The sequence below is a fragment of the Aequorivita sp. Q41 genome (assembly GCF_039831855.1).
In the GTDB taxonomy this organism is placed as follows: domain Bacteria; phylum Bacteroidota; class Bacteroidia; order Flavobacteriales; family Flavobacteriaceae; genus Aequorivita.
This window is the reverse complement of sequence record NZ_JBDPMS010000001.1, coordinates 482,330-502,641: the sequence shown is the minus strand read 5'-3', so window position 1 is coordinate 502,641 and position 20,312 is coordinate 482,330. Positions and strand designations below refer to the sequence as shown.

At 35.0% G+C, this 20,312-nt stretch carries 21 protein-coding genes; 5 read left to right on the top strand and 16 right to left on the bottom strand.

The window, feature by feature from the left end; translation table 11 throughout:
- The 4 genes from ABJ955_RS02325 to ABJ955_RS02310 all read right to left on the bottom strand — a co-directional run bounded on the left by ABJ955_RS02325 (position 1) and on the right by ABJ955_RS02310 (position 4,044).
- Positions 1–423, bottom strand: coding sequence for a RidA family protein (locus ABJ955_RS02325; RefSeq protein ID WP_347372992.1), 423 nt, complete (start codon positions 421–423; stop codon positions 1–3).
- A gap of 91 nt (positions 424–514) precedes the next feature.
- Positions 515–1,930: an NAD(P)/FAD-dependent oxidoreductase gene (locus ABJ955_RS02320; RefSeq protein ID WP_347374352.1), complete on the bottom strand. Its 1,416-nt coding sequence runs from the start codon at positions 1,928–1,930 to the stop codon at positions 515–517.
- 48 nt (positions 1,931–1,978) lie between these two features.
- A complete protein-coding gene (kynU, locus tag ABJ955_RS02315) occupies positions 1,979–3,241 on the bottom strand; it encodes a kynureninase (RefSeq protein WP_347372991.1) in 1,263 nt (420 codons plus the stop codon).
- A 92-nt stretch (positions 3,242–3,333) separates the two neighbouring features.
- Entirely contained in the window at positions 3,334–4,044 is a 711-nt protein-coding gene (locus ABJ955_RS02310) for a hypothetical protein (RefSeq protein ID WP_347372990.1), read from the bottom strand.
- Between the two features lie 77 nt (positions 4,045–4,121).
- Here ABJ955_RS02310 and ABJ955_RS02305 point away from each other — a divergent pair, with 77 nt between their 5' ends.
- Both ABJ955_RS02305 and ABJ955_RS02300 read left to right on the top strand, forming a co-directional pair.
- A complete protein-coding gene (locus ABJ955_RS02305) occupies positions 4,122–4,397 on the top strand; it encodes a GNAT family N-acetyltransferase (protein WP_347372989.1) in 276 nt (91 codons plus the stop codon).
- A 216-nt stretch (positions 4,398–4,613) separates the two neighbouring features.
- Positions 4,614–5,414 carry a class I SAM-dependent methyltransferase gene (locus tag ABJ955_RS02300; protein ID WP_347372988.1) on the top strand — a complete coding sequence of 267 codons (801 nt, stop codon included), beginning with the start codon at positions 4,614–4,616 and terminating at the stop codon, positions 5,412–5,414.
- Between the two features lie 38 nt (positions 5,415–5,452).
- Here ABJ955_RS02300 and msrA read toward each other — a convergent pair whose 3' ends face one another.
- From msrA to ABJ955_RS02285, 3 genes are all read right to left on the bottom strand, one after another.
- Positions 5,453–6,124: a peptide-methionine (S)-S-oxide reductase MsrA gene (msrA, locus tag ABJ955_RS02295; protein ID WP_347372987.1), complete on the bottom strand. Its 672-nt coding sequence runs from the start codon at positions 6,122–6,124 to the stop codon at positions 5,453–5,455.
- A 110-nt stretch (positions 6,125–6,234) separates the two neighbouring features.
- Complete coding sequence (locus tag ABJ955_RS02290; protein ID WP_347372986.1) at positions 6,235–7,017, bottom strand: C4-type zinc ribbon domain-containing protein; 783 nt, start codon at positions 7,015–7,017, stop codon at positions 6,235–6,237.
- Between the two features lie 3 nt (positions 7,018–7,020).
- Entirely contained in the window at positions 7,021–8,115 is a 1,095-nt protein-coding gene (locus ABJ955_RS02285; RefSeq protein WP_347372985.1) for a Nif3-like dinuclear metal center hexameric protein, read from the bottom strand.
- A 103-nt stretch (positions 8,116–8,218) separates the two neighbouring features.
- Here ABJ955_RS02285 and lpxK point away from each other — a divergent pair, with 103 nt between their 5' ends.
- Positions 8,219–9,220 (top strand): tetraacyldisaccharide 4'-kinase, encoded by a 1,002-nt coding sequence (lpxK, locus tag ABJ955_RS02280; RefSeq protein ID WP_347372984.1) that lies wholly within the window; start codon positions 8,219–8,221, stop codon positions 9,218–9,220.
- Here lpxK and ABJ955_RS02275 read toward each other — a convergent pair whose 3' ends face one another.
- The 6 genes from ABJ955_RS02275 to ABJ955_RS02250 all read right to left on the bottom strand — a co-directional run bounded on the left by ABJ955_RS02275 (position 9,221) and on the right by ABJ955_RS02250 (position 15,452).
- Positions 9,221–11,467, bottom strand: coding sequence for a response regulator (locus ABJ955_RS02275; protein ID WP_347372983.1), 2,247 nt, complete (start codon positions 11,465–11,467; stop codon positions 9,221–9,223).
- Positions 11,468–11,495: 28 nt separating this feature from the next.
- Positions 11,496–12,494 (bottom strand): type I glyceraldehyde-3-phosphate dehydrogenase, encoded by a 999-nt coding sequence (gap, locus tag ABJ955_RS02270; protein ID WP_347372982.1) that lies wholly within the window; start codon positions 12,492–12,494, stop codon positions 11,496–11,498.
- A gap of 8 nt (positions 12,495–12,502) precedes the next feature.
- A complete protein-coding gene (gene lipA, locus ABJ955_RS02265; RefSeq protein WP_347372981.1) occupies positions 12,503–13,375 on the bottom strand; it encodes a lipoyl synthase in 873 nt (290 codons plus the stop codon).
- Positions 13,376–13,502: 127 nt separating this feature from the next.
- On the bottom strand, positions 13,503–14,069 hold the full coding sequence (locus ABJ955_RS02260) for a sigma-70 family RNA polymerase sigma factor (RefSeq protein WP_347372980.1): 567 nt from the start codon (positions 14,067–14,069) through the stop codon (positions 13,503–13,505).
- A complete protein-coding gene (locus tag ABJ955_RS02255) occupies positions 14,060–15,154 on the bottom strand; it encodes a glycosyltransferase (RefSeq protein ID WP_347372979.1) in 1,095 nt (364 codons plus the stop codon). The genes ABJ955_RS02260 and ABJ955_RS02255 overlap by 10 nt, the downstream gene beginning before the upstream one ends.
- Before the next feature lie 73 nt (positions 15,155–15,227).
- Positions 15,228–15,452 carry a membrane or secreted protein gene (locus ABJ955_RS02250; protein ID WP_347372978.1) on the bottom strand — a complete coding sequence of 75 codons (225 nt, stop codon included), beginning with the start codon at positions 15,450–15,452 and terminating at the stop codon, positions 15,228–15,230.
- Positions 15,453–15,542: 90 nt separating this feature from the next.
- On the opposite strand from ABJ955_RS02250, the gene ABJ955_RS02245 reads away from it, so the two are divergent.
- Entirely contained in the window at positions 15,543–16,160 is a 618-nt protein-coding gene (locus ABJ955_RS02245; RefSeq protein ID WP_347372977.1) for a fasciclin domain-containing protein, read from the top strand.
- Here ABJ955_RS02245 and murB read toward each other — a convergent pair.
- Positions 16,157–17,170, bottom strand: a complete 1,014-nt coding sequence (gene murB, locus ABJ955_RS02240) for a UDP-N-acetylmuramate dehydrogenase (RefSeq protein WP_347374351.1) — start codon at positions 17,168–17,170, stop codon at positions 16,157–16,159. The genes ABJ955_RS02245 and murB overlap by 4 nt on opposite strands.
- Complete coding sequence (locus tag ABJ955_RS02235) at positions 17,170–18,360, bottom strand: pyridoxal phosphate-dependent aminotransferase (RefSeq protein WP_347372976.1); 1,191 nt, start codon at positions 18,358–18,360, stop codon at positions 17,170–17,172. The genes murB and ABJ955_RS02235 overlap by 1 nt, the downstream gene beginning before the upstream one ends.
- Positions 18,361–18,546: 186 nt before the next feature.
- On the opposite strand from ABJ955_RS02235, the gene ABJ955_RS02230 reads away from it, so the two are divergent.
- On the top strand, positions 18,547–19,803 hold the full coding sequence (locus tag ABJ955_RS02230) for an aspartyl protease family protein (RefSeq protein ID WP_347372975.1): 1,257 nt from the start codon (positions 18,547–18,549) through the stop codon (positions 19,801–19,803).
- A 60-nt stretch (positions 19,804–19,863) separates the two neighbouring features.
- On the opposite strand, the gene ABJ955_RS02225 is transcribed toward ABJ955_RS02230, so the two are convergent.
- Positions 19,864–20,259 (bottom strand): DUF1573 domain-containing protein, encoded by a 396-nt coding sequence (locus tag ABJ955_RS02225; RefSeq protein WP_347372974.1) that lies wholly within the window; start codon positions 20,257–20,259, stop codon positions 19,864–19,866.
- Positions 20,260–20,312: the final 53 nt, after the last annotated feature.

Here is a 20,312-nt window from a genome sequence, read left to right as displayed (position 1 = left end):
TTACAAAGGTTTATACGCCATTGCCTTTATCTCGACAACCAAATACGGATGTGGCAATTGATGCACAGCCACTGTAGTTCGAGTAGGTCCAGTTTCTTTGTTAAAATATTCTGCATAAACGGCATTATAACCTGCAAAATCGTTCATATTTACTAAAAAACTGGTTACGTCTACCACATCTGCCATTGTTGCACCTTCGGTAGCGAGGTAGTCTTTTATATTTTCTAACACAGCGCGTGTTTGTTCTTTTATGTCGAAATGCATCGTGCCCATTTCATCTACTTTGTTAACACCAGCGAAGGTATTGTCGGGTAGACGTGAACTTGTTCCGCTAATAAATATAAAATCACCAACACGTTTTACGTGAGGATATGCACCTCGTGGTGTTGCTTTTCCTTCTACCAATCTGCTTTTATTGCTCATAATTATTGTCAGGTCGAGCGCAGTCGAGACCTATCTTTTAATTCAGAATTTTGTTGCCCATAGCTCCCTCGACTGCGCTCGGGGAGACATTTTACCCAAAAGCAACTTCCTCATCGTGAAGAATTGCTTGGGTTTCTTTTTTTACCAATTCCAACTTTTCCTTTAGGGGCATCTGTTCAGGTAATTTACCGTCGTCCAAAAGGTTTAAAATTGCTTTGTCTTGTGCTCTTCCTAGTTTTAATGCTGCGGAATAACTTATTGATTCCTTAAAGGTAACTAAAGAATATTTGCTGTAATATTCTTTCGGAAATTCTGCTTCAAAAGCTGTTTCTAGTTTTCGTTTTTTCTGAAAGATTTCCATTGCGGTGTGCTCTTTCATTTCATGAAAATTATCTACCGCTAAATCTGCAATAGCATCGGTGTCTTTTTTTCGAAATGTTTCATATTCTTTGAAAAGCTTATTCCAATTGATATTTTCTTCGGAAGCATGTTTCTCAAGGAGTTCATCAAAAACCACCACATCTTCAAAGGAAGCATTCATTCCTTGTCCGTAAAATGGAACAATTGCGTGTGCGGCATCGCCCAAAAGAAGCGTTTTTCCGAAGGCATTCCAAGGCGCACATTTTACGGTGCCGAGTGGGCCAGTTGGGTTTCCGAAAAACTCTTCGGAAAGGTTTGGGATCATAGCTACAACATCAGGAAATTCTTTGTTGAAATATTCGTGAACCATTTCTGGGGTGGTCAAATTTGCGAAACAATAGTCGCTGTTTTCATACGGAAGAAATAAAGTAACCGTAAAACTTCCATCCAGATTAGGAAGTGCAATCAGCATATCTTCACCTCGCGGCCAGATGTGCAACGCATTTTTGTAGGTTCTATATCCATTATTTTCAGTGGCGGGAATTTCTAATTCCTTATAGCCGTGACTCAGCCATTCCTGTGAAAAACTAAAGAGAAATTTATGACTTTCAAACATATTTTTACGAACTGCAGAACCTGCGCCATCGGTTCCAAAAATAACATCTGCTGAATAGGTTACTTTTTCATTTGAAATATAGTTTTTGAAAGTTGCGGAAGCATTTTCTAAATCCACATCTTCACAGGCGTGATTGAAAATAAGTTGAACATTTGGCATCTTTTCGGCTTCATCCAATAACAACATATTAAGCCCAGGTCGTGAAATGGAATTGATGTATTCATCCTTTCGCCCGCTATACGGACTTAAAAAAGTAGTTCCTTCCTTATCGTGAATCATCCGCCCATTCATTGGAATACAGAGTTTTTTTACAGCTTCTTCAACTCCTGCCAAACGCAAACCCCGAAGCCCACGATCGCTTAAAGCAAGGTTTATGGAGCGCCCAGCATCTTGGGTGGTTTTGCGTAAATCAGGACGTTTTTCCACCAAAGTTACGTTGTAGCCACGCTGTGCCATTCGCAATGCGAGTAGGCTTCCACAAAGGCCGGCGCCGATAATTAGAATGTTTTTCATGATGTATTGTTGTTTTATATTCCTGTTTTTTTTTCAGAATGTATGGTTGTAGTTATGGCATACAAGCTATTTCAAAACCTCTTTTAGCTTTTCTGAAAAATAAAAAACGTCTTCAAAACTATTATAAAGTGGAGCAGGAGCGACACGAATTACATCTGGTTCGCGCCAATCACTGATTACCCCTGCTTCAGTAAGTTTTGTGTGTAAATTTTTATCGGCATTTTTTACTTGTATAGAAAGTTGGCAGCCGCGTTCTTCAGGATTTCTAGGTGTAATTACATTGATAGCATCGTTTTTCATTTCATCTAATAAAAACTCTAAATAGCCAGTAAGTTTTACAGATTTGTCACGAATATTTTCAAATCCCGCTTCTGCAAAAGTGTCTAAAGATGCGCGAATTGCCGCCATAGAAAGTATGGGAGGATTGCTTAATTGCCATCCTTCAGCACCTGGAAGTGCGTCAAATTCATGACGCATATTAAAGCGAGTATTTTTATTATGCCCCCACCAGCCTACGAAACGGTTTAGCTTTTCATTGGTAGCGTGACGTTCGTGTACAAAACATCCACCAAGGCTTCCTGGGCCACTATTTAAATATTTATAAGTGCACCAAACGGCAAAATCAGCTCCAGTGTCATGTAAATTAGGTTGAATATTGCCTGCGCCATGTGCCAAGTCAAAGCCTACCAAGCACTCATTTTTATGACCGAGTTCCGTGATTTTTTTTAGTGGAAAAGATTGTCCTGTATAATAATTGGTGCTGCCAATCATTAAAAGTGCAATCTCGTTTCCATGATTTTCCATTATTTTTTCCAAATCTTCATAACGGCATAAGTCTTCACCTTTTCTCGGTTTCCAAAGTATTAACCCTTCTTTTGGGTCGATTCCATGAAATTTTAATTGACTTTCAACAGCGTATTTATCGCTGGGAAAAGCATCGCTTTCAACAACAATTTTATATTTAGTTTTTGTAGGTTGGTAAAACGAAACCATCATTAAATGGAGATTGGTTGTAAGTGTGTTCATTACAACTACTTCCGAAGGTTTTGCGCCCACAATTTTCGCCATGTTCTCGGTTAAAAATTCGTGGTAAGGAAGCCAAGGGTGTTTTCCTTCGGTATGTCCTTCTACGCCAAGGTTTGCCCAGTCTGAAAGTTCGTTTTTTATGTAATCTGAAGTAATTTTAGGTTGCAGGCCAAGTGAGTTGCCGCAGAGATAAATTAATTCTTCTCCAGTTGCGCTTTTCGGAAGGTGAAATTTATTTCTAAAAGGAGCTAATTTGTCGTCAGCATCCTGTTTTTTGGCATATTCAATATTGTTTTGGAACATGGAGGTACGTTATAATTTTTCGAATTCTTACAAAAATAGGAATTAATATCTGTATAGATTAAGCTGTTTTAAGATCAATTTTTAAGGCGGAATTAATTATCTGTCTCAGTTTTTACTGAAATATTTGAGAAATACAATTTAAAATTACCCGTGCTATCCCTATGGGTTTTTGCTAGTTCGATACCCTTGAAATTTTCATAGTATTCCCAAGTCGTAGTCATTGAAGGTGTCTTAGCGTTTCCTTGCCTAAAATTCCATTCTTTAATTTTGAAATTTTCATCATAAAAAAAATCGTATGCATCGCCAGGAGTGTAGCCGCCATTATTTCCATAAGTGATTGTCAGCTGATTTAAAGTGTCTTTAGAAATTGGAGCGATACACTGTTCTTTTTCTGTAAAAGAAGCGCTTTTATCCCAGGTAATTTGAAAGGGAGCTAAGAGCCAATATGTATCATTAATAAATGCAGCATCGGTTTTTAAGAGCAAGCTGTCAATTTGCGAACGGTTATACTTGATGGTGTCTTGCGAAGAAATCATAGCCACATTTCCACTTTTGGGATTCCAAACCCAAGAGCGTTCAAAGTGGTTTTTACCACGATTCACATTAAATGTAAAAGCTATTTCTAAAACATTTTTCCAATTTTCATAACCATTTGCATTTGCAATTTTATGCGCTAGATCTAGATTTTCAATGGAATCAATAGTTGATCTATTTTTTTCAGAGCTACGCTTTTCAGAAATTTTATTGTCTTTACAAGCTATGATACTGATTAAAATTAAAAGTAGGAAGAAGTTGATTTTCATTTTTCTTTTATATTTTAAGTAAAAATAATGAATACTTTTGGGTTAGCTCTTTTTTGAACTTTTAAATGAATACTGCTATGCAAATTATAGATGATAAAGAAAAAAATAGGTTTGTTGTAATTATTGATGCCCATCAAGCATATATTGAATATTCGCTTAAGTCTGATTATTATTCGTTAAACCATACTATTGTGGATAAGGAACTTTCCGGAAAAGGGGTGGCAAGTGAGTTGACAGAAAAGGTTTTGATGGAAATAAAGCAAAGAGGTTTAAAAATTGTTCCTAGCTGTCCTTTTATTAAAAAGTTTATTGCAAAGCATCCCGAATGGGAGCCTTTAGTCTTATCAAGATAATTGTAAAAATATATTTTAATAGTACTAATCCTTACTTGTTTTCTTTTAATTCTATAATTGAAAACTTGCTTTGTAGTTTATGCGATATAGTATTTATAAGGTCTAAAAGTACTTTTTTATAAATCCTTTTTTTAAGCCTAAGGTAATTTAATTATTAGTTAAGACTAAAAATAGCATTAGTTTTATTTGTATATTTTAAAAAATTAAAATTTAATCATGGATACTCAAGAAGCATTTGAAACAAATAAAAACACCTGGAATAAAAAAGTTGCTGTTCATGCGAGTAGTGAATTTTATAATTTGAAAGATTTTAAAGAAGGGAAGAGTTCTCTAAACAAGTATGAATTAAAAGCTTTAGGAACGATTTCAGGGAAAAAAATGCTTCATCTGCAATGTCATTTTGGGCAAGATACTTTAAGCTTGAGCCGTATGGGTGCAAAATGTACAGGTGTAGATATTTCTGACGAAGCGATTAATCTTGCAAAAAACTTAAATACCGAACTTAAGCAGGATGCACAATTTGTTTGTTGCAATGTGTTGGATACTTCAAAGCATATTTCCGAGAAATTTGATATTATTTTTACCAGTTATGGAACCATTGGCTGGTTGCCAGATTTACAACCTTGGGCAAAGATGATTTCGGAACGATTAAAACCAGGTGGCTTTTTTTATATAGTTGAATTTCATCCAATAGCGTGGATGTTTGATTATACGGTTTCGCCACCGCTTATGAAATATGGATACCACCAAAAGGAAGCGGTTTATGAAGAATATGAAGGTACGTATGCCAATCCAGATTCAAAGATCCTAAGTAAGGAATACGGCTGGAATCATAGTTTGGGAGAAGTGATTACTTCCCTTTGTGAAGCAGGGCTTTATGTGGAATACTTAAAGGAACACGATGCCTCACCCTATGATATTTTTCCTGGACTGGAAAAAAATAGGGAAGGGATGTTCGCGCTTAAAACTAAAATGTACCCTTTAATTTTTGAAATAAAAGCAATAAAAAAAGTCTAACACATTTAAAAACCTGCTAGACTAGATTATAATTTTGATTAATGGGTTTCAGATTTTTTAAGTAACTCTGGAAATTTTTCTTTAAACCGATTCAATCTAGGAATAGAAACATTCTGAATATATGGGTTGTCAGGATTGTTCTTTTCATAATTTTGATGATACTTTTCTGCGTCCCAAAATTTTTGAAACGGTAAAATTTGAGCAGCAACTTTATCCCCTTCTAAGTTTTTGTTTAGTTCCGCTACTTTCTCATCAATGATTCGTTTTTCATCTTCATTTTGATAGAAAATAATAGAACGGTATGGGGTGCCACGGTCTGGTCCCTGTCCATTAACTTGTGTTATGTTTTGCGATCCAAAATACACATCTACTAACTGGCTAAAACTAACCACCGCTGGGTTGTATATAACTTCGACGGCTTCCGCATGATCCCCATGGTTTTTATAAGTTGGATTTTGAAGTTTTCCCCCGCTATAACCAGAAATAGCTTCTTTTACTCCAGCAACACTTTCGTAAACGGCTTCAACACACCAAAAACAACCACTCGCAAAATAGGCTGTTTTCAACCCATTCACGGGTTTTGTTTGTACCGGTATTTGTTCTTTTTGAGCAATCTCTTCCGCAGTTTTATTACTCTCGTTAGAGGGTTTACATGCTCCTTGTAATGAAAACAGAAAGAGGCTTAATAGTATTATTGAAAATTTTTTCATTTTGAAGCGTTTTTATAAATAGGTCTGTTTTTAAATAAAAACCTTGCATTTAATATACAAAAAAAGCCTTCACATACTGTGAAGGCTTTTTGATAAGATTTTGTAAATGCTTACTTAAGTTTTGCAAACATTGCTTCCATTTTTTCTTTTTCCTCATTTGCAAGATCTGGATCTACCAAAATACGGCCACTATGCTCATCAGTAATGATTTTTTTGCGACCTGCAATTTCCATTTGCACTTGTGGAGGAATTGTAAAGAAAGATCCGCCAGATGCGCCACGTTCAACAGCTACAACTGCTAAACCATTCTTTACATTGGTACGGATTCTTTTATATGCTTTAATGAGTCGTGGCTCAATTTGAGTTTCAAAATTCTCCGATTCTTTAATGAGTGTTTTCTCTTCTTTTTCGGTTTCTTTTAAAATTTCATCAAGTTCACTTTGCTTGTGCTTTAAATGCTCAGAGCGTTGGTCAAAACGAGCTGAAGTTTCTTCTATAACTTGATTTTTCTGCTCTATTTGTGCACGAAATTCCTTGATGTTTTTTTCAGCAAGTTGGATTTCTAATTCTTGAAATTCAACCTCTTTACTCAAAGAGTTGTATTCTCGGTTATTACGAACATTATCTTGTTGTGTCGAATACTTTTTAATTAAAGTTTTTGACTCTTCAATATTGTTCTTTTTTTCCTTGATTTGATCTTCAATTACTTCAAGATCGGCTTTAAGTTTTTCCAAACGAGTGTTCATTCCTGCAACCTCGTCTTCAAGATCTTCAACTTCCAATGGAAGTTCGCCACGAACGCTTCTAATTTCATCAATTCTTGAATCTATAAGTTGTAGGTCGTAAAGTGCTCTTAACTTCTCTTCAACAGTAACTTCGGTTTTTGTTGCCATAAATTATAAATAGCTAATAGGATTGGTATTTGTTTGTGATAAAAGGACTGCAAAATTAGTGATTTTTTTCTTAAGGAAAGAATGTAAAAGCGCTTTTGTGTATTGTTCACTTTCATAATGCCCAATATCGGCCAAAAGTACTGTGTTTTCAGCCTTAAAGAAATCATGATATTTAAAATCTGCAGAAATAAATGCATCTGCACCAGCATTTTTTGCGGCATCGATGGCAAAACTTCCACTTCCGCCAAGCACTGCAACTTTCTTAATGGTTGTTTTAAGCAGTTTAGAATGACGTACGCAATCGGTTTTCATCGTTTTTTTTAAGAAAGTTAAAAACTCCTTTTCTTCCATAGGTTTTTCAAACTCGCCTACCATTCCCATGCCTATATGTTGGTTTTGGTTTTCAAGGGTGGTTATTTCATAAGCAACTTCTTCATAGGGATGTGTCTCAAATAAAGTTTTTAAAATAGTATTTTGAATATGTTTTGAAAAGGTAATTCCTAGTTGTATTTCTTCTTCGAAATGAATTTCACCTTTTTTTCCAATAGTAGGGTTTGCAGCGTTTGTTGGTTTAAAACTTCCTTTTCCTTCAATATTAAAACTGCAATTTTCATAATTCCCAATAGTTCCACCGCCAACTGCAAAAAGTGCATTTCTAACTTTTGCAGCATCGTCTTTCGGGACAAAGGTTATTAATTTTTTAATGGTTTCACTCTGTGGAATAAGGACACTTCGGTTTCTTAAACCTAGTTTTTCACAAATCATAGCGTTTACCCCATTCCAAGCATTATCGAGCGCGGTATGATTAGAAAATATGGCGATGTCATTCTTTATTGCTTTTAAAACGACACGCTCTACATATGTTTTTCCGGTAATTTTTTTTAAACCCGAAAAAATAATAGGGTGAAAACTTACAATTAGATTACAGCCCTTTTCAATTGCTTCATCTACTACGGCTTCTAAAGTATCCAGTGTTACCAGTAGGCCGGTAACAGTTGCATTTGCGTCTCCCACCAGCAATCCTGTATTGTCAAACCCTTCTGAATAGTGGAGTGGTGACAATTCTTCGAGTATTGCGATAACTTCTTTTACCTTCATTTTATACATTTTTCGTAAAGATAACAGTTTGTAGAATTTTTTTCGACTTTCTAAATTCATTTTAAAGTATTCCAGTTTTCTAGGGAATTAGTACTTTCGTTAAATGAAATTATTTCGAAAATTACTTTTCCCTTTTGCATTGGTGTATGGCGGTATAACTGCGCTTCGCAATTTGTTTTTCGATAATGCTTGGTTGAAAAGTAAGCAGTATCATTTTCCTGTAATTTGTGTAGGAAATCTTTCTACAGGTGGCACTGGAAAATCACCTATGATTGAGCTTCTTGTATCTTTTTTGAAGGATGATTATAAAATTGCGGTTTTAAGTCGCGGTTATAAACGAAAAACAAGTGGCTATCGAGTAGTTTTGACGAAAAGTGCTGTTAAAGAAGTGGGGGATGAGCCACTTCAATTCAAAAAAAAATTTCCGGAAATTACCGTAGCTGTTTGTGAAGACCGTCTAACGGGAATTGAAAACCTTCAAAAAGATGCGGCTGTAATTTTGCTAGATGATGCATTTCAACATAGAAGGGTTAAGGCGTCGCTAAATATTTTACTTACCCCGTTTTATAATTTATATAGCAATGATTGTTTGCTTCCGGCAGGAAATCTTCGCGAACCAAAATTTGGCGCTAAGCGAGCAAATATTGTCGTTGTAACAAAGTGTCCTGAGAACACCGATGATTCTAAGTTTGAAGCCATAAAAAAGAAGTTAAAACTAAAATCCTATCAGTCTCTGTTTTTTTCTAAAATTGGATATGATTCAGAAATTAAAAATGAAAAGGAGTCTAAACCTCTGGAATATTTGAACGGAAAAAAATTTCTTCTTGTTACTGGAATAGCCAATCCCAAACCAATGGTTGAGTTTTTAAAAACGAAAGGGTTAAGTTTTGAAGAAAAATCATTTCCAGACCATCATAATTTTACGGTTGCTGAAATTGAGGCATTAAAAAAACATTCTTTACTGCTTACTACCGAAAAAGATTTTATGCGTTTGCAAGGGATTTCTGCATCTAATGAAATCTATTTTTTGCCAATAAAAACAGTGATTTTAAACGGCGAAGAAGCTGCTTTTAAACGTACTGTTGAAAAGAATATGACACCTTAATTACATCATTAAAAATTCGTTATTTCGAAGAACTCTATTTATTTTTTCAAAAAAATCATCTGCATTAAAGGGTTTTGGGATAAACTCATTAAACCCTGCATTATAAAAATCTTCTATGTTTTCTTCAATGGTTATAGCTGTGAGGGCAATAACAGGAACGGTTTGGTTAAATTCTCGTATTCTTTTTGTCGCTTCAATACCACTTATTCCTGGCATGTGGATATCCATTAAAATAACATCAAATGCTTTTTCAGAGGCTTGTTTTACAGCTTCTGTACCATTGTCCACAACGGTACAAATCATCTTCTTTTTTTCTAGAATTTTTTTTGTAATCATCTGGTTGATTTTGTTGTCTTCCACAATTAAAATCGATTTACCTTCAAAAATACTTTTTTCAAAATGATCTTCGTTTTTAGCATGTTCAGCAGCTTCATTTTCAATTTCTGAAACCTCATAAGTAATATCAAACCAAAACTTAGAACCTTCACCTAGTTTGCTTTCTAAGAATATTTTACTTCCCATAAGTTCCAAAAGGTTTTTAACAATAGAAAGCCCTAGCCCAGTTCCACCATACTTTCGGTTTATTTGAAGAGAGCCTTGAGAAAAAGATTCAAAGATAGTATGTTGTTTTTTCTTTGAAATTCCATCTCCAGTGTCTTTAATTTCAAACCGTACAATTACTTTTTTCTTCTTTTTTTCTAGTCTTTTTACACGTACCCAAATGGTCCCATTTTCAGTAAATTTTACGGAATTACTTATTAAGTTAATTAGTATTTGTGATATTTTTAATGAATCGCCAATCACTTCATACGGTAGGGCTTCATCATATTCAAACGTGATGATGTTGCCTTTGTTTTCGGCAGATTTATTAAGTGCAATCAGTACTCCATCTATTCTTTTTTTCAATTGAAAAGGTACTTTTTCTAGCTCTACCTTATTTGCTTCAAGTTTGTTAAGGTCTAAGATATTGTTGATGAGTGAGAGTAAATACTCACCAGAAAATTTAAGTGAATTTAAATGCTCTCTTTGCTCCGGCTTTGGTCCTTCTTCTAAAAGTAAATGGGTTAAGCCTGTTACGGTATACATGGGTGTACGCAGTTCGTGAGTTATGGTTGAAAGAAACTGTGCCTTTGCTTGTGAAGCTTTTTCTGCTTTTTCTTTAGCTTCTTGTAGCTCTGAATTTTTGTCTTGCAAGAGTTCATTTGCCTTTGCTCTTAGGTTGTTGTTTTTGTATAATGAAAGCGTTAATAAGGAAAGTATTAATATTAAGGCAATGCTTAACCACGCAGTAAGCTTTCCGAAAAAAAGGGTTTTTTCTTTTTTATTTAAGTCAAATTTTTGATTAGCAATAGTTTCTTTTAAATCGCCAATTGCAGATTCTGCTTGAATTCCGCGTTCAATTGCTTGTAGGTAAACTTGCTTTAAAGAATCTTTTTGATGTATATAATGTTTTAGTTCTTTTTCGGCTAACGCGCTTTCTTCCTGACCCACTAATATTTGTGAGTTTATACGATGATTTTCAACTAAAAGTTTTGAAAGCCCCTCAGGAATAGCAATTTCTGAAACTAAATCTAAATATTCTTTTGCTTCAGCTAGGGCATTTAAGTAGTTTGCAGGGTTTATTAAAGAGAGGGCATCGGCAAGATGGCTGTAGGATGAGGCTTCATAGTAATAAAGCCCTTGTTGTTTAAAATTTTTAGCAGCAGCTTTAAATTTTGAAATAGCAACTTCATAATCACCAAGCTTTAATGCTAACAATCCTTCCCCGTAGGTGGTATTTACACTGCTGGCTTTATCATTGTTTTTTTTGTATAGTGAATCTGCTTTTGCGAGGTAAACTTTTGACTCTGTATACGCTCCAGTCGCAATAAGGATGATGCCATAGCGATTGTAAATTTTTGCTAATTTTTGATTATCTCCAAAATCTTTGGCACTATTTATCGCATTTTTAATCTGTTCATTTGCCTTATTGAAATATTCCAAATTGTAATAAAGCTCTGCAATACTTAGTTCTATATCAGCTTTGTGATTATTATATTTGGGAAACATCGCCAGTTTATTAGCGTCATTTAGATTTTCAACAGCTTCAATATAATTTTCTTGGTGAAGTTTTTTTGTAGCGGTAAGTTGTAACTGTTTTATAGTTTCAACAGTATCTTTTATTTGCTGCGGATATAATTTAACCGAAAATAATGTGCAGAAAAAAAGAAACACAAATATTCTGTATATCGAAAATGATTTACGCATCAGTTAATTTAAAGAACAATAAATATAGTTATTTCAAAGAAATTTTTTCTATTAAATCTATAATTCTAGAAGAATATCCAATTTCATTATCATACCAACCTATAATTTTCACCATTTTTCCTATCACAGAAGTCATCCCGGCATCAAAAATACAGGAGTGGGTATTTCCTACGATATCGATTGAAACTATGGGGTCTTCTGTATATTCAATAATACCAATCATAGTTTCTTTTGAAGCTTTTTTGAAGGCGTTATTAATCTCTTCAATGGAAACTTCTTTTTTTACATTTAATGTTACATCCGTTAAGGATCCATCGGGTACAGGAACGCGAATTCCGCACCCTCCAATAACATCAGATAGGTTTGGAAAAATTTTCGTTAATGCTTTTGCAGCACCAGTGGTGGTTGGAACAATAGATTGCCCTGCAGCACGAGCGCGCCGAAGGTCACGATGTGGTTGGTCATGCAGACTTTGGTCTGTGGTATAGGAATGTACGGTGGTTATATAAGCCTGTTCAATCCCGCAGAGCGCATCAATTATTTTTAGCATTGGTGCTGCATTATTGGTAGTACACGATGCGTTTGAAATAATTAAATCATCTGCATTTAATATAGAATCGTTCACTCCGAGTACAATTGTTTTTATATCATCGTCCAAAGGAGGAACGGATAGAATTACTTTTTTAGCACCATTTTTAATATGATTTTCTAGGTGTTGCTTAGTTTTAAATTTCCCGGTACTTTCTACAACTATATCAAGATTGCCCCAATGAATTGCTTCAATGTTTTTTTCGGAAGAAAAATTTACTTTTTTTCCAGCAACCGTAATTTCAAATTCTGAATGCGAAATTTCTTCTTTTAAAACCCCATGAATACTGTCGTATTTTAAAAGATGGCTCAGTGTTTTGGTATCTGCCAAATCATTTACTGCAACTACTTCAATCGAAGGGTGATGTAGCAATAATCTAAAAAGATTGCGACCAATACGCCCAAAGCCATTAATGCCAACAGTTATTTTCTTTTCCATTGTTGTATTTAGGTAAGGTGTTTTTGTGCTTTGTAGGAAGATCGCACTAAGGCACCACTTTCTACATGACGGAAGCCCATTTCTAAGCCAATGGTTTCGTATTTTTTAAACTGCTCTGGCGTAATAAATTCTTTAACAGGCAAGTGCTTTTTGGAAGGCTGTAGGTATTGTCCGATAGTTAAAATGTCTAGCCCTATGCTTTTTAAATCCTCCATAGTTTGCAAAACTTCAGCTTCTTTTTCACCAAGCCCGAGCATGATTCCGCTTTTTGTGCGCGGCATGCCAGCTTGTTTTAAATAATTTAAGACCTCCAGACTTCTTTCGTATTTTGCTTGTATTCGTACCTCGCGTGTTAGTCTTTTTACGGTTTCCATATTATGACTTACCACTTCTGGCTTCACAGCTATAATTCGGTTTATATTTCGAGTGTTCCCCTGGAAATCTGGAATTAAAGTTTCCAAAGTTGTAGTAGGGTTCATTCTTCGAATTGCTTTAACGGTTTCGGCCCAGATAATAGACCCCATGTCTTTTAAATCATCGCGATCTACTGAAGTTATAACCGCATGTTTTATGTTCATAATCTTTATGGAACGGGCTACCTTTTCAGGTTCATCCCAATCTATGGTTTCTGGACGGCCGGTTTTTACACCACAAAATCCGCAAGAACGGGTACAGATATTTCCTAAAATCATAAAAGTTGCGGTACCTTCTCCCCAGCATTCTCCCATATTTGGGCAGCTTCCTGATGCGCAAATAGTATGCAGCTTATACTTGTCTACCAATCCACGAAGTTCGGTATATTTTTTTCCGGTGGGAAGTTTAACGCGCAACCATTTTGGTTTTGGTGCAGGTTTTTGAAAATCCAAAGTTTCTGTGCTCATAAGGGTAACAAAAGTACGAAAATGAAATACGAAAAAAGAACAAAGAAATAAGAAGAAAAAAAATAAATTAATGAATAGTAGGTGAAAAAATATAGGGTTTAGTGCCGCAATTTTAGAACTTGAGCGTTTATCCTTTTTGCGTAATAATTTCAGAAAGTAATTTTCGTGCTCTAAGCAGTCTTACTTTTACATTGTTTAAAGGTTCTTTCAGCGTTTCTGAAATTTCATTATAACTTAATTCCTGGAAATATCGCAAATTTATAACGTCTTGATAATGCGGTTTTAATTGCTTGATGTAGCGTAGTAATTCCGCTAGATTTTGTTCTCGTATCAATTTGTCTTCTGGAGTAGGCGAGTGGTCGGCAATTTTTTGAACCTGCTCGTTTGATGTATCTGTAGTATTTAAAAAAATAGAAGCATTTTTTTTTCGAGAACGGTCTATTTGTATGTTTTTTGAAATTGTAATAAGCCAAGTAGGAAAAGTATACCTTTCATTAAAGGTTTCAATTTTATCAAAGGCTTTGGCGAAAGTTTCAATGGTAATGTCCTCTGCTTCATGTTCATTTCGCACTCTTTTTAGTTGAAAACCATACACTGAATTCCAGTAATAGTCGAGCAAAAACTTGAAAGCCCCCTGCTCTCCTTTTTTTGCTTTTTCTATTTGATATGTTATTTCTTCTGTAGTTATTTCCATCGCGCGCTTTTTTCACCGCTGTTGGAAATAAAGATACTTAATTGTGTGAAGATTAAAAACAATTCATAAAAAGGAATAAGCGAAATTAAATCTTGTTCATGTAATTTTTTGGCTGCATAGCCAACAACGATGTATTGAAAAAGAATTCGAATGGATAGTATCCCCAATCCGAATATCCAAAAATCAGTGAATAGTATAATTGGAGCCATCAGCCAAAATAGTAACTTAAATAGGTAATAAGCACCTAATAAAAAACGATGTTTGGGTTTGTAAAGCTTTGCAGTGGTATAATGTCTTTTTTTCTGAATATGCCAATTCTTCTTTTTCTTCTTAGGAAGGGAATAGGTAAAAGCATCTGGATCTACACATATTTCAGTGTTGGTTGAAGTGCCAGCTTCATTTACAAAAAGATCATCATCGCCAGAAGCAACTTTTATATGGCTCATAAAGCCATTGTTTTCATAGTATAGATTGCTGGTGTAGGCTAAATTTCTGCCTACCCCCATATACGGGGTGCCGGCTTTTGCGTATGAAAAATACTGAATCGCTGTCATCAAGGTTTCAAAACGGATGAGTCTGTTTAAAAACCCAGGTTTTTTTTCATAAGCTCCATAGCCTAAAACCAGTTGCTTTTTATTTGAAAAATGTGAAGCCATTACAGATAACCAATTATTTGAAGCTGGATAACAATCTGCATCTGTAAATACCAATCGTGTATTTTTAGAGCGTTTAATGCCTAAAGTGAGTGCGTATTTTTTACTAGCCCAAAAAGCCTCGTTGTTTTTTACATTTACAATTTGAATGCGAGGATCGTCTTTTGCAAAAGCTTCCATTACATCCAATGTTTCATCCATAGAAGCATCATTTATAAGAATAATGTCATAATGTGGGTAGTTTTGTTCTTGCCAAAGAGGAATGTTTTTTTTTAGATTTTCCGCTTCATTTTTAGCACAAACAATAAGTGATACTGGATATTTTTCAGAAACTACTTTTTCTAAAGGTTTTAAAAAGGAAAATTTCGAAAAGAGAAGATAATAAGCACAGTTAATCAACGCGACTGCGCCGAAAACGTATAATAGCACCATTTGATAGTTATGAATTATGAGTTAAGAGTGCTTCCAAAACACAGCCAAGTTATAACAAAAAATGACAAGGTTTTTATTTGGAATTTGGATTTTGTATTTCAGAATTTTCACCGGAACAATTTTCAAATTGATCTGGAGTTTTTCCACAGAAACCACATGCTTCACCCTCTTTGTTCAAAAATGGACTCTGACTGGCACAGGTGCCAGCAAATTTTCCGTCTTTTTTTGCCCAAATTTTAATGGCGATGCCAGCTACACCAAGCAGCAATAATACTAAGGTAATAAGTAAAAGCTTCATGACTTTATTTTAAGTTACAAAAGTACAATCTTTCTTATTGTTTTGCTCAGAATTTAAGTATTTTTAGTCTTCATTTTAAAAATTTTAACGATGCAAAAGCCATTCTCTTTCCTTTTGATTTTTATGTTAGCGGGTATAGTATTTTCATGTAAGGATAAAACAAAAAATCAAGAGAATATAAACAGGACAGAAGTTGTTTCTGAAGACATTACTCCAAAAAAAGCGACAAAGAAAGATTTGTCTTCTCAAGATATTGCTGAAATACGCAGTGTAATGTCTCGGGTAATGACTGATTCTCAGTTGAAAAAATTTGCAAGTTATACGGTTACCGCTGAAATGACCGAGTTGCTCTTTAGCGACAAGGAAACCTTTACTGTTTTTGCTCCATCTGATAGTGCTTTTGAAAATATTTCGGCTGAAAGGAAAAAATTCTATGCAATGCCAAATAATAAAATCAAGTTGGAGGAGATGCTACAGTCTCACATCCTTAATGAAAAGCTTGATGCCGCAGCATTAATTCAAAAAATTGCCCCTACTGGAAAAGCCAAATTAGAAACATTGGCTGGAATTACTCTGACAGCTACAAAAATCGGTGAAAATCTATTTATTTCTGATGGAAAAGGTGGTGAAGTTAAAGTTATAAAAGCGGATATAGTAGGCGCTAACGGGGTAGTTTTTATTGTTGATGGGGTGTTAAATGCCAACTAAAAAATATTTACTTCTGGTTCAATAAAAATCCCGGTCGTTTGTTTTACCTTTTTTTGAATATCCATTGCCAATTGCCAAATTTCTTTGCCTGTTGCGTTTGCATAATTAACTAAAACAAGCGCTTGGTTTTTATGAACGCCAGCATCGCCAAAACGTTTGCCTTTAAAACCAGCATTTTCTATTAACCAACCAGCGGGAATTTTGAATTCTGTTGGAGAAACTTCATAAAAAGGAGCTTCTGGAAATTTTTGTTTAAACTCTTTAAATATTTCTGAAGTTACAATGGGGTTTTTAAAAAAACTCCCGCTATTTCCTAAAACTTTTGGATCTGGAAGCTTTGATTGCCGAATGGCAATAACAGCCTCTGAAATAGCTTTAATTGTGGGTTTATTAATATTTCTATCCGTTAAATTTTTCTGAATGTCACCGTATGAAACACTTGTTTTATGATTGCCTTTTGTTAATCGAAATATGACACTTGTAATGATAAATTTTCCTTTTGCTTCATTTTTAAAAATTGAATTTCGATATCCAAAAGAACATTCTTCTTTAGTAAAAACGGTTTCTTTTAAAGTTTCAATTTCAAGAACGCTACAACTTTCAAAAGTGTCTCTTAGTTCAACACCATAAGCACCAATGTTTTGAATGGGTGCCGTGCCAACGTTTCCAGGGATTAATGATAAGTTTTCAAGTCCACCGAAATCTTTTTCAATACAATATTGAACAAATTCATGCCAGTTTTCACCAGCCATCGCTTTTACTAAAACTTCGGTGTCGGTCTCTTTAAGGATTTCTATTCCTTTTAAATTAATGTGAAGTACAAATGCATTTAAATCTTTGGTGAGTAGCATGTTGCTTCCACCGCCAAGAATAAAAAGTGCCGCTGAAGGCTTTTCAGAAAGCACTTTTTTTAATTCATCAATAGTTTCAATTGAAACAAAATAGCGCGCGTGGCAATCTATTCCGAAAGTATTGTAGGTTTTTAGCGATTTATTTTCTTCAATTTGTATCAATCCTTATATTTTTGAAGCGCAAGTTTTAAGATTTCAACGGCCCTAATAAGACTTTCTTTTTTAAGCACATATGCGATTCGAACTTGGTTTAAACCTATGCCTGGAGTGGAATAGAAGCCTGCTGCAGGAGCAACCATTATGGTTTCGCCATTATCATCAAATTCCTCTAAAAGCCACTGAGCAAATGCGTCACTATTCTTTATAGGTAGTTGAACGATGCAATAAAACGCACCTTTTGGCTCGCCTACTTGAACGCCTGGAATAGCTTTTAGTGCAGCTACTAAGGTATTTCTTCTGTCTTGGTATTCCGTAATAACTTCATCAAAATATAATTGTGGCGTTTGAAGCGCTGCTTCACTTGCAATTTGTGCAAATGTGGGGGGGCTCAATCTAGCTTGTGCAAATTTCAAAGCAGTTGCAATAACTTGTTTGTTTTTTGAAACCAAACAGCCAATGCGAGCACCGCACATACTATATCTTTTCGATACGGAATCTATAATTATTCCGTTTTCAGCCATGCTTTCTTCTTCGAGTATCGAGTAATGCTTATAGCCGTCATAGGTGAATTCACGGTATACTTCATCAGCAACTAAAAACAAGTCGTGTTTTTTTACAATTGCTGCCAAAGTTTTTATTTCTTCTTTTGAATAGAGATATCCGGTTGGATTCCCTGGATTACAGATAAGTATGGCTTTTGTTCTTGGGGTAATAAGTTTTTCAAATTCTGAAATTGGAGGCAATGCAAAGTTGTCTTCAATTTTTGAATTAACAGGAACAATTTTTACTCCAGAAGCTGTTGCAAAGCCGTTGTAGTTTGCGTAAAATGGTTCTGGGATAATAATTTCATCGTCAGTATCGGCAATGCTTCCCATGGCAAATAACAGCGCTTCACTACCTCCGGTGGTAACAACTATTTCATCAGATTGAACCGGGATATTGTTGTTTTGATAATAGGAGGCAATTTTTTTTCGATATTCTTCTGAACCTTCAGAGCGTGTATACGCAAGAATCTCCAGATGGTGGTTTGCCACAGCTTCCATTGCTATGTCTGGCGATTTGATGTCTGGTTGACCAATATTAAGGTGGTAAACTGTTTTATTAGCTTTATAAGCTTTTTCTGCGTAGGGAACCAGTTTGCGGATAGGTGATTCCGGCATGTTTTTCCCTTTGTTTGAAACTGAAGGCATAGTGAATTTGTTTGTTGCAAAGTTGCGAAATATATTTTATAAATTGATACTGGTCTAAGCAACATTCAGCTTTTTTTTATACCTTCAGGTTTATTCAATGTAATTCTTAAAAATTTGCGTAAATCATTGTTAATCTTGCTTTTTATTTGTTTTTATGCTGCAGTAGCTGCGCAAACAGGATTTTTTATGCCTGATGCAAAAAAAAAGGATCGCATCCCATTTCGCTTGGTAAATAACTTACCTATTATTGAAGTTGAGATTAACGGTACACCGCTTTCTTTTATATTGGATACAGGGGTAAAGTCTACCATACTTTTTAGTTTGGAGGCCGCAGATAGTGTGCAGCTTAAAAACACTTCTCCTGTTACGCTACAGGGGTTAGGAGCTGGTGGGGCTGTAGCAGCTTTAAAAAGTTTAAGCAATCATATTAAAGTAGGCACAGCTATAGATACTCGTCATGCGCTCTATGTAATTTTTGATAGTACGCTTAATTTTTCACCTAGAATGGGGATTCCGATTCACGGTATTTTGGGGAATGAATTTTTTAAGAATTTTATAGTTAAAATTAACTATACTTCGGAAGTTATTACAATTTATAACCCTAAAAAATATGCATTAAAAACATGTAAGAAATGTGAAGATTTAGCATTGAATTTTGTGGGGATGAAACCCTATATTTCATTGAAAACTGCTTCTGGTGAAAAACAGGAAGAGGTAAAACTTTTGGTGGACTCTGGCTCCAGCGATGTGCTTTGGCTTTTTGATAAAAAAGGGTTTATTAAGGAGTCGCCAAAAAACTATTTTAAAGATTTTTTAGGTCTTGGACTTAGCGGAAATATCTTTGGAAAACGCACAAGAATCCCAAAACTCCTTATTGGTGGTTTTCAATTAAATGAAGTAAGTACTTCCTTTCCCGATGAAGCTGCAATAACAAAAGCACGTTATTACGAAGATAGAGATGGAAGCCTGGGAGGTGGTTTTTTAAGTAGGTTTACAGTAATTTTTGATTACGGAAACAAAATTGTTCGCTTCAAAAAGAATCATAAATTTAATAATCCATTTAATTATAACATGAGCGGATTAACTCTTGAACATGAAGGTGTAGAGCTGGTGAAGCAAGAAAAACAAGCGGTTGTAAATTCGGATCGCTTAAATGCAAATCAAAGCTTTTCACAAAACAGTATTTCTGTGACTACTGAGTTTCAATTTTCATTGGTTCCTAAGTTTGTGGTGGTTGATGTACGCGAAGGTTCTCCTGCGGCATTAGTAGGAATACTAAAAGGAGATGAGGTAATTTCAATTAATGGAAAACCTAGTTACCAATATAAACTATATGAGTTAGTTGAAGTGTTTTCTAGGGAAGAAGGCAAACGAATCTCAATAGAAATTAAACGAAACGGGGTTATTAGTAAAACGAGGTTCTATCTTAGAAGTGTCTTTTAAAAAAAAATCTGGTTAAAGCTAGAGGCTTCAACCAGATTTTCTAATTTGTATGCGAGCTATTTAGCTTTTTTCTAAAACACTACCTGTTTCTTTGAGTACTTCCCCTTTTATTTTTAAAGCCACCATTGTTTCGCTGGCATTTGAATAAACAGTAACAGTTTTTCTAATTGGTCCAACACGGTTTGTGTCATATTTAACCTGAATAGAGCTACTAGCACCGGGAGCAATAGGTCCTTCTGGTTTTTTCGGGACAGTACAGCCACAGCTAGATTTTACATCAGTTATAATAAGGGGAGCATCTCCAGTGTTTGTGAATTCAAACACACGAACACCATCACTACCTTTTTCAATTGAACCGTAGTCTACAGTGTCTTCCTTGAAAGTAATTTTTGCTTGTTGTGCTTGTGCGGCAAAACCGATAAAGGCAACAAGAGCCATAAGAGCTAATTTTTTCATGATTTTGTTTTTTAATTATTGTAAAAGTATAGAACTTTAAACATTCTGCAAAA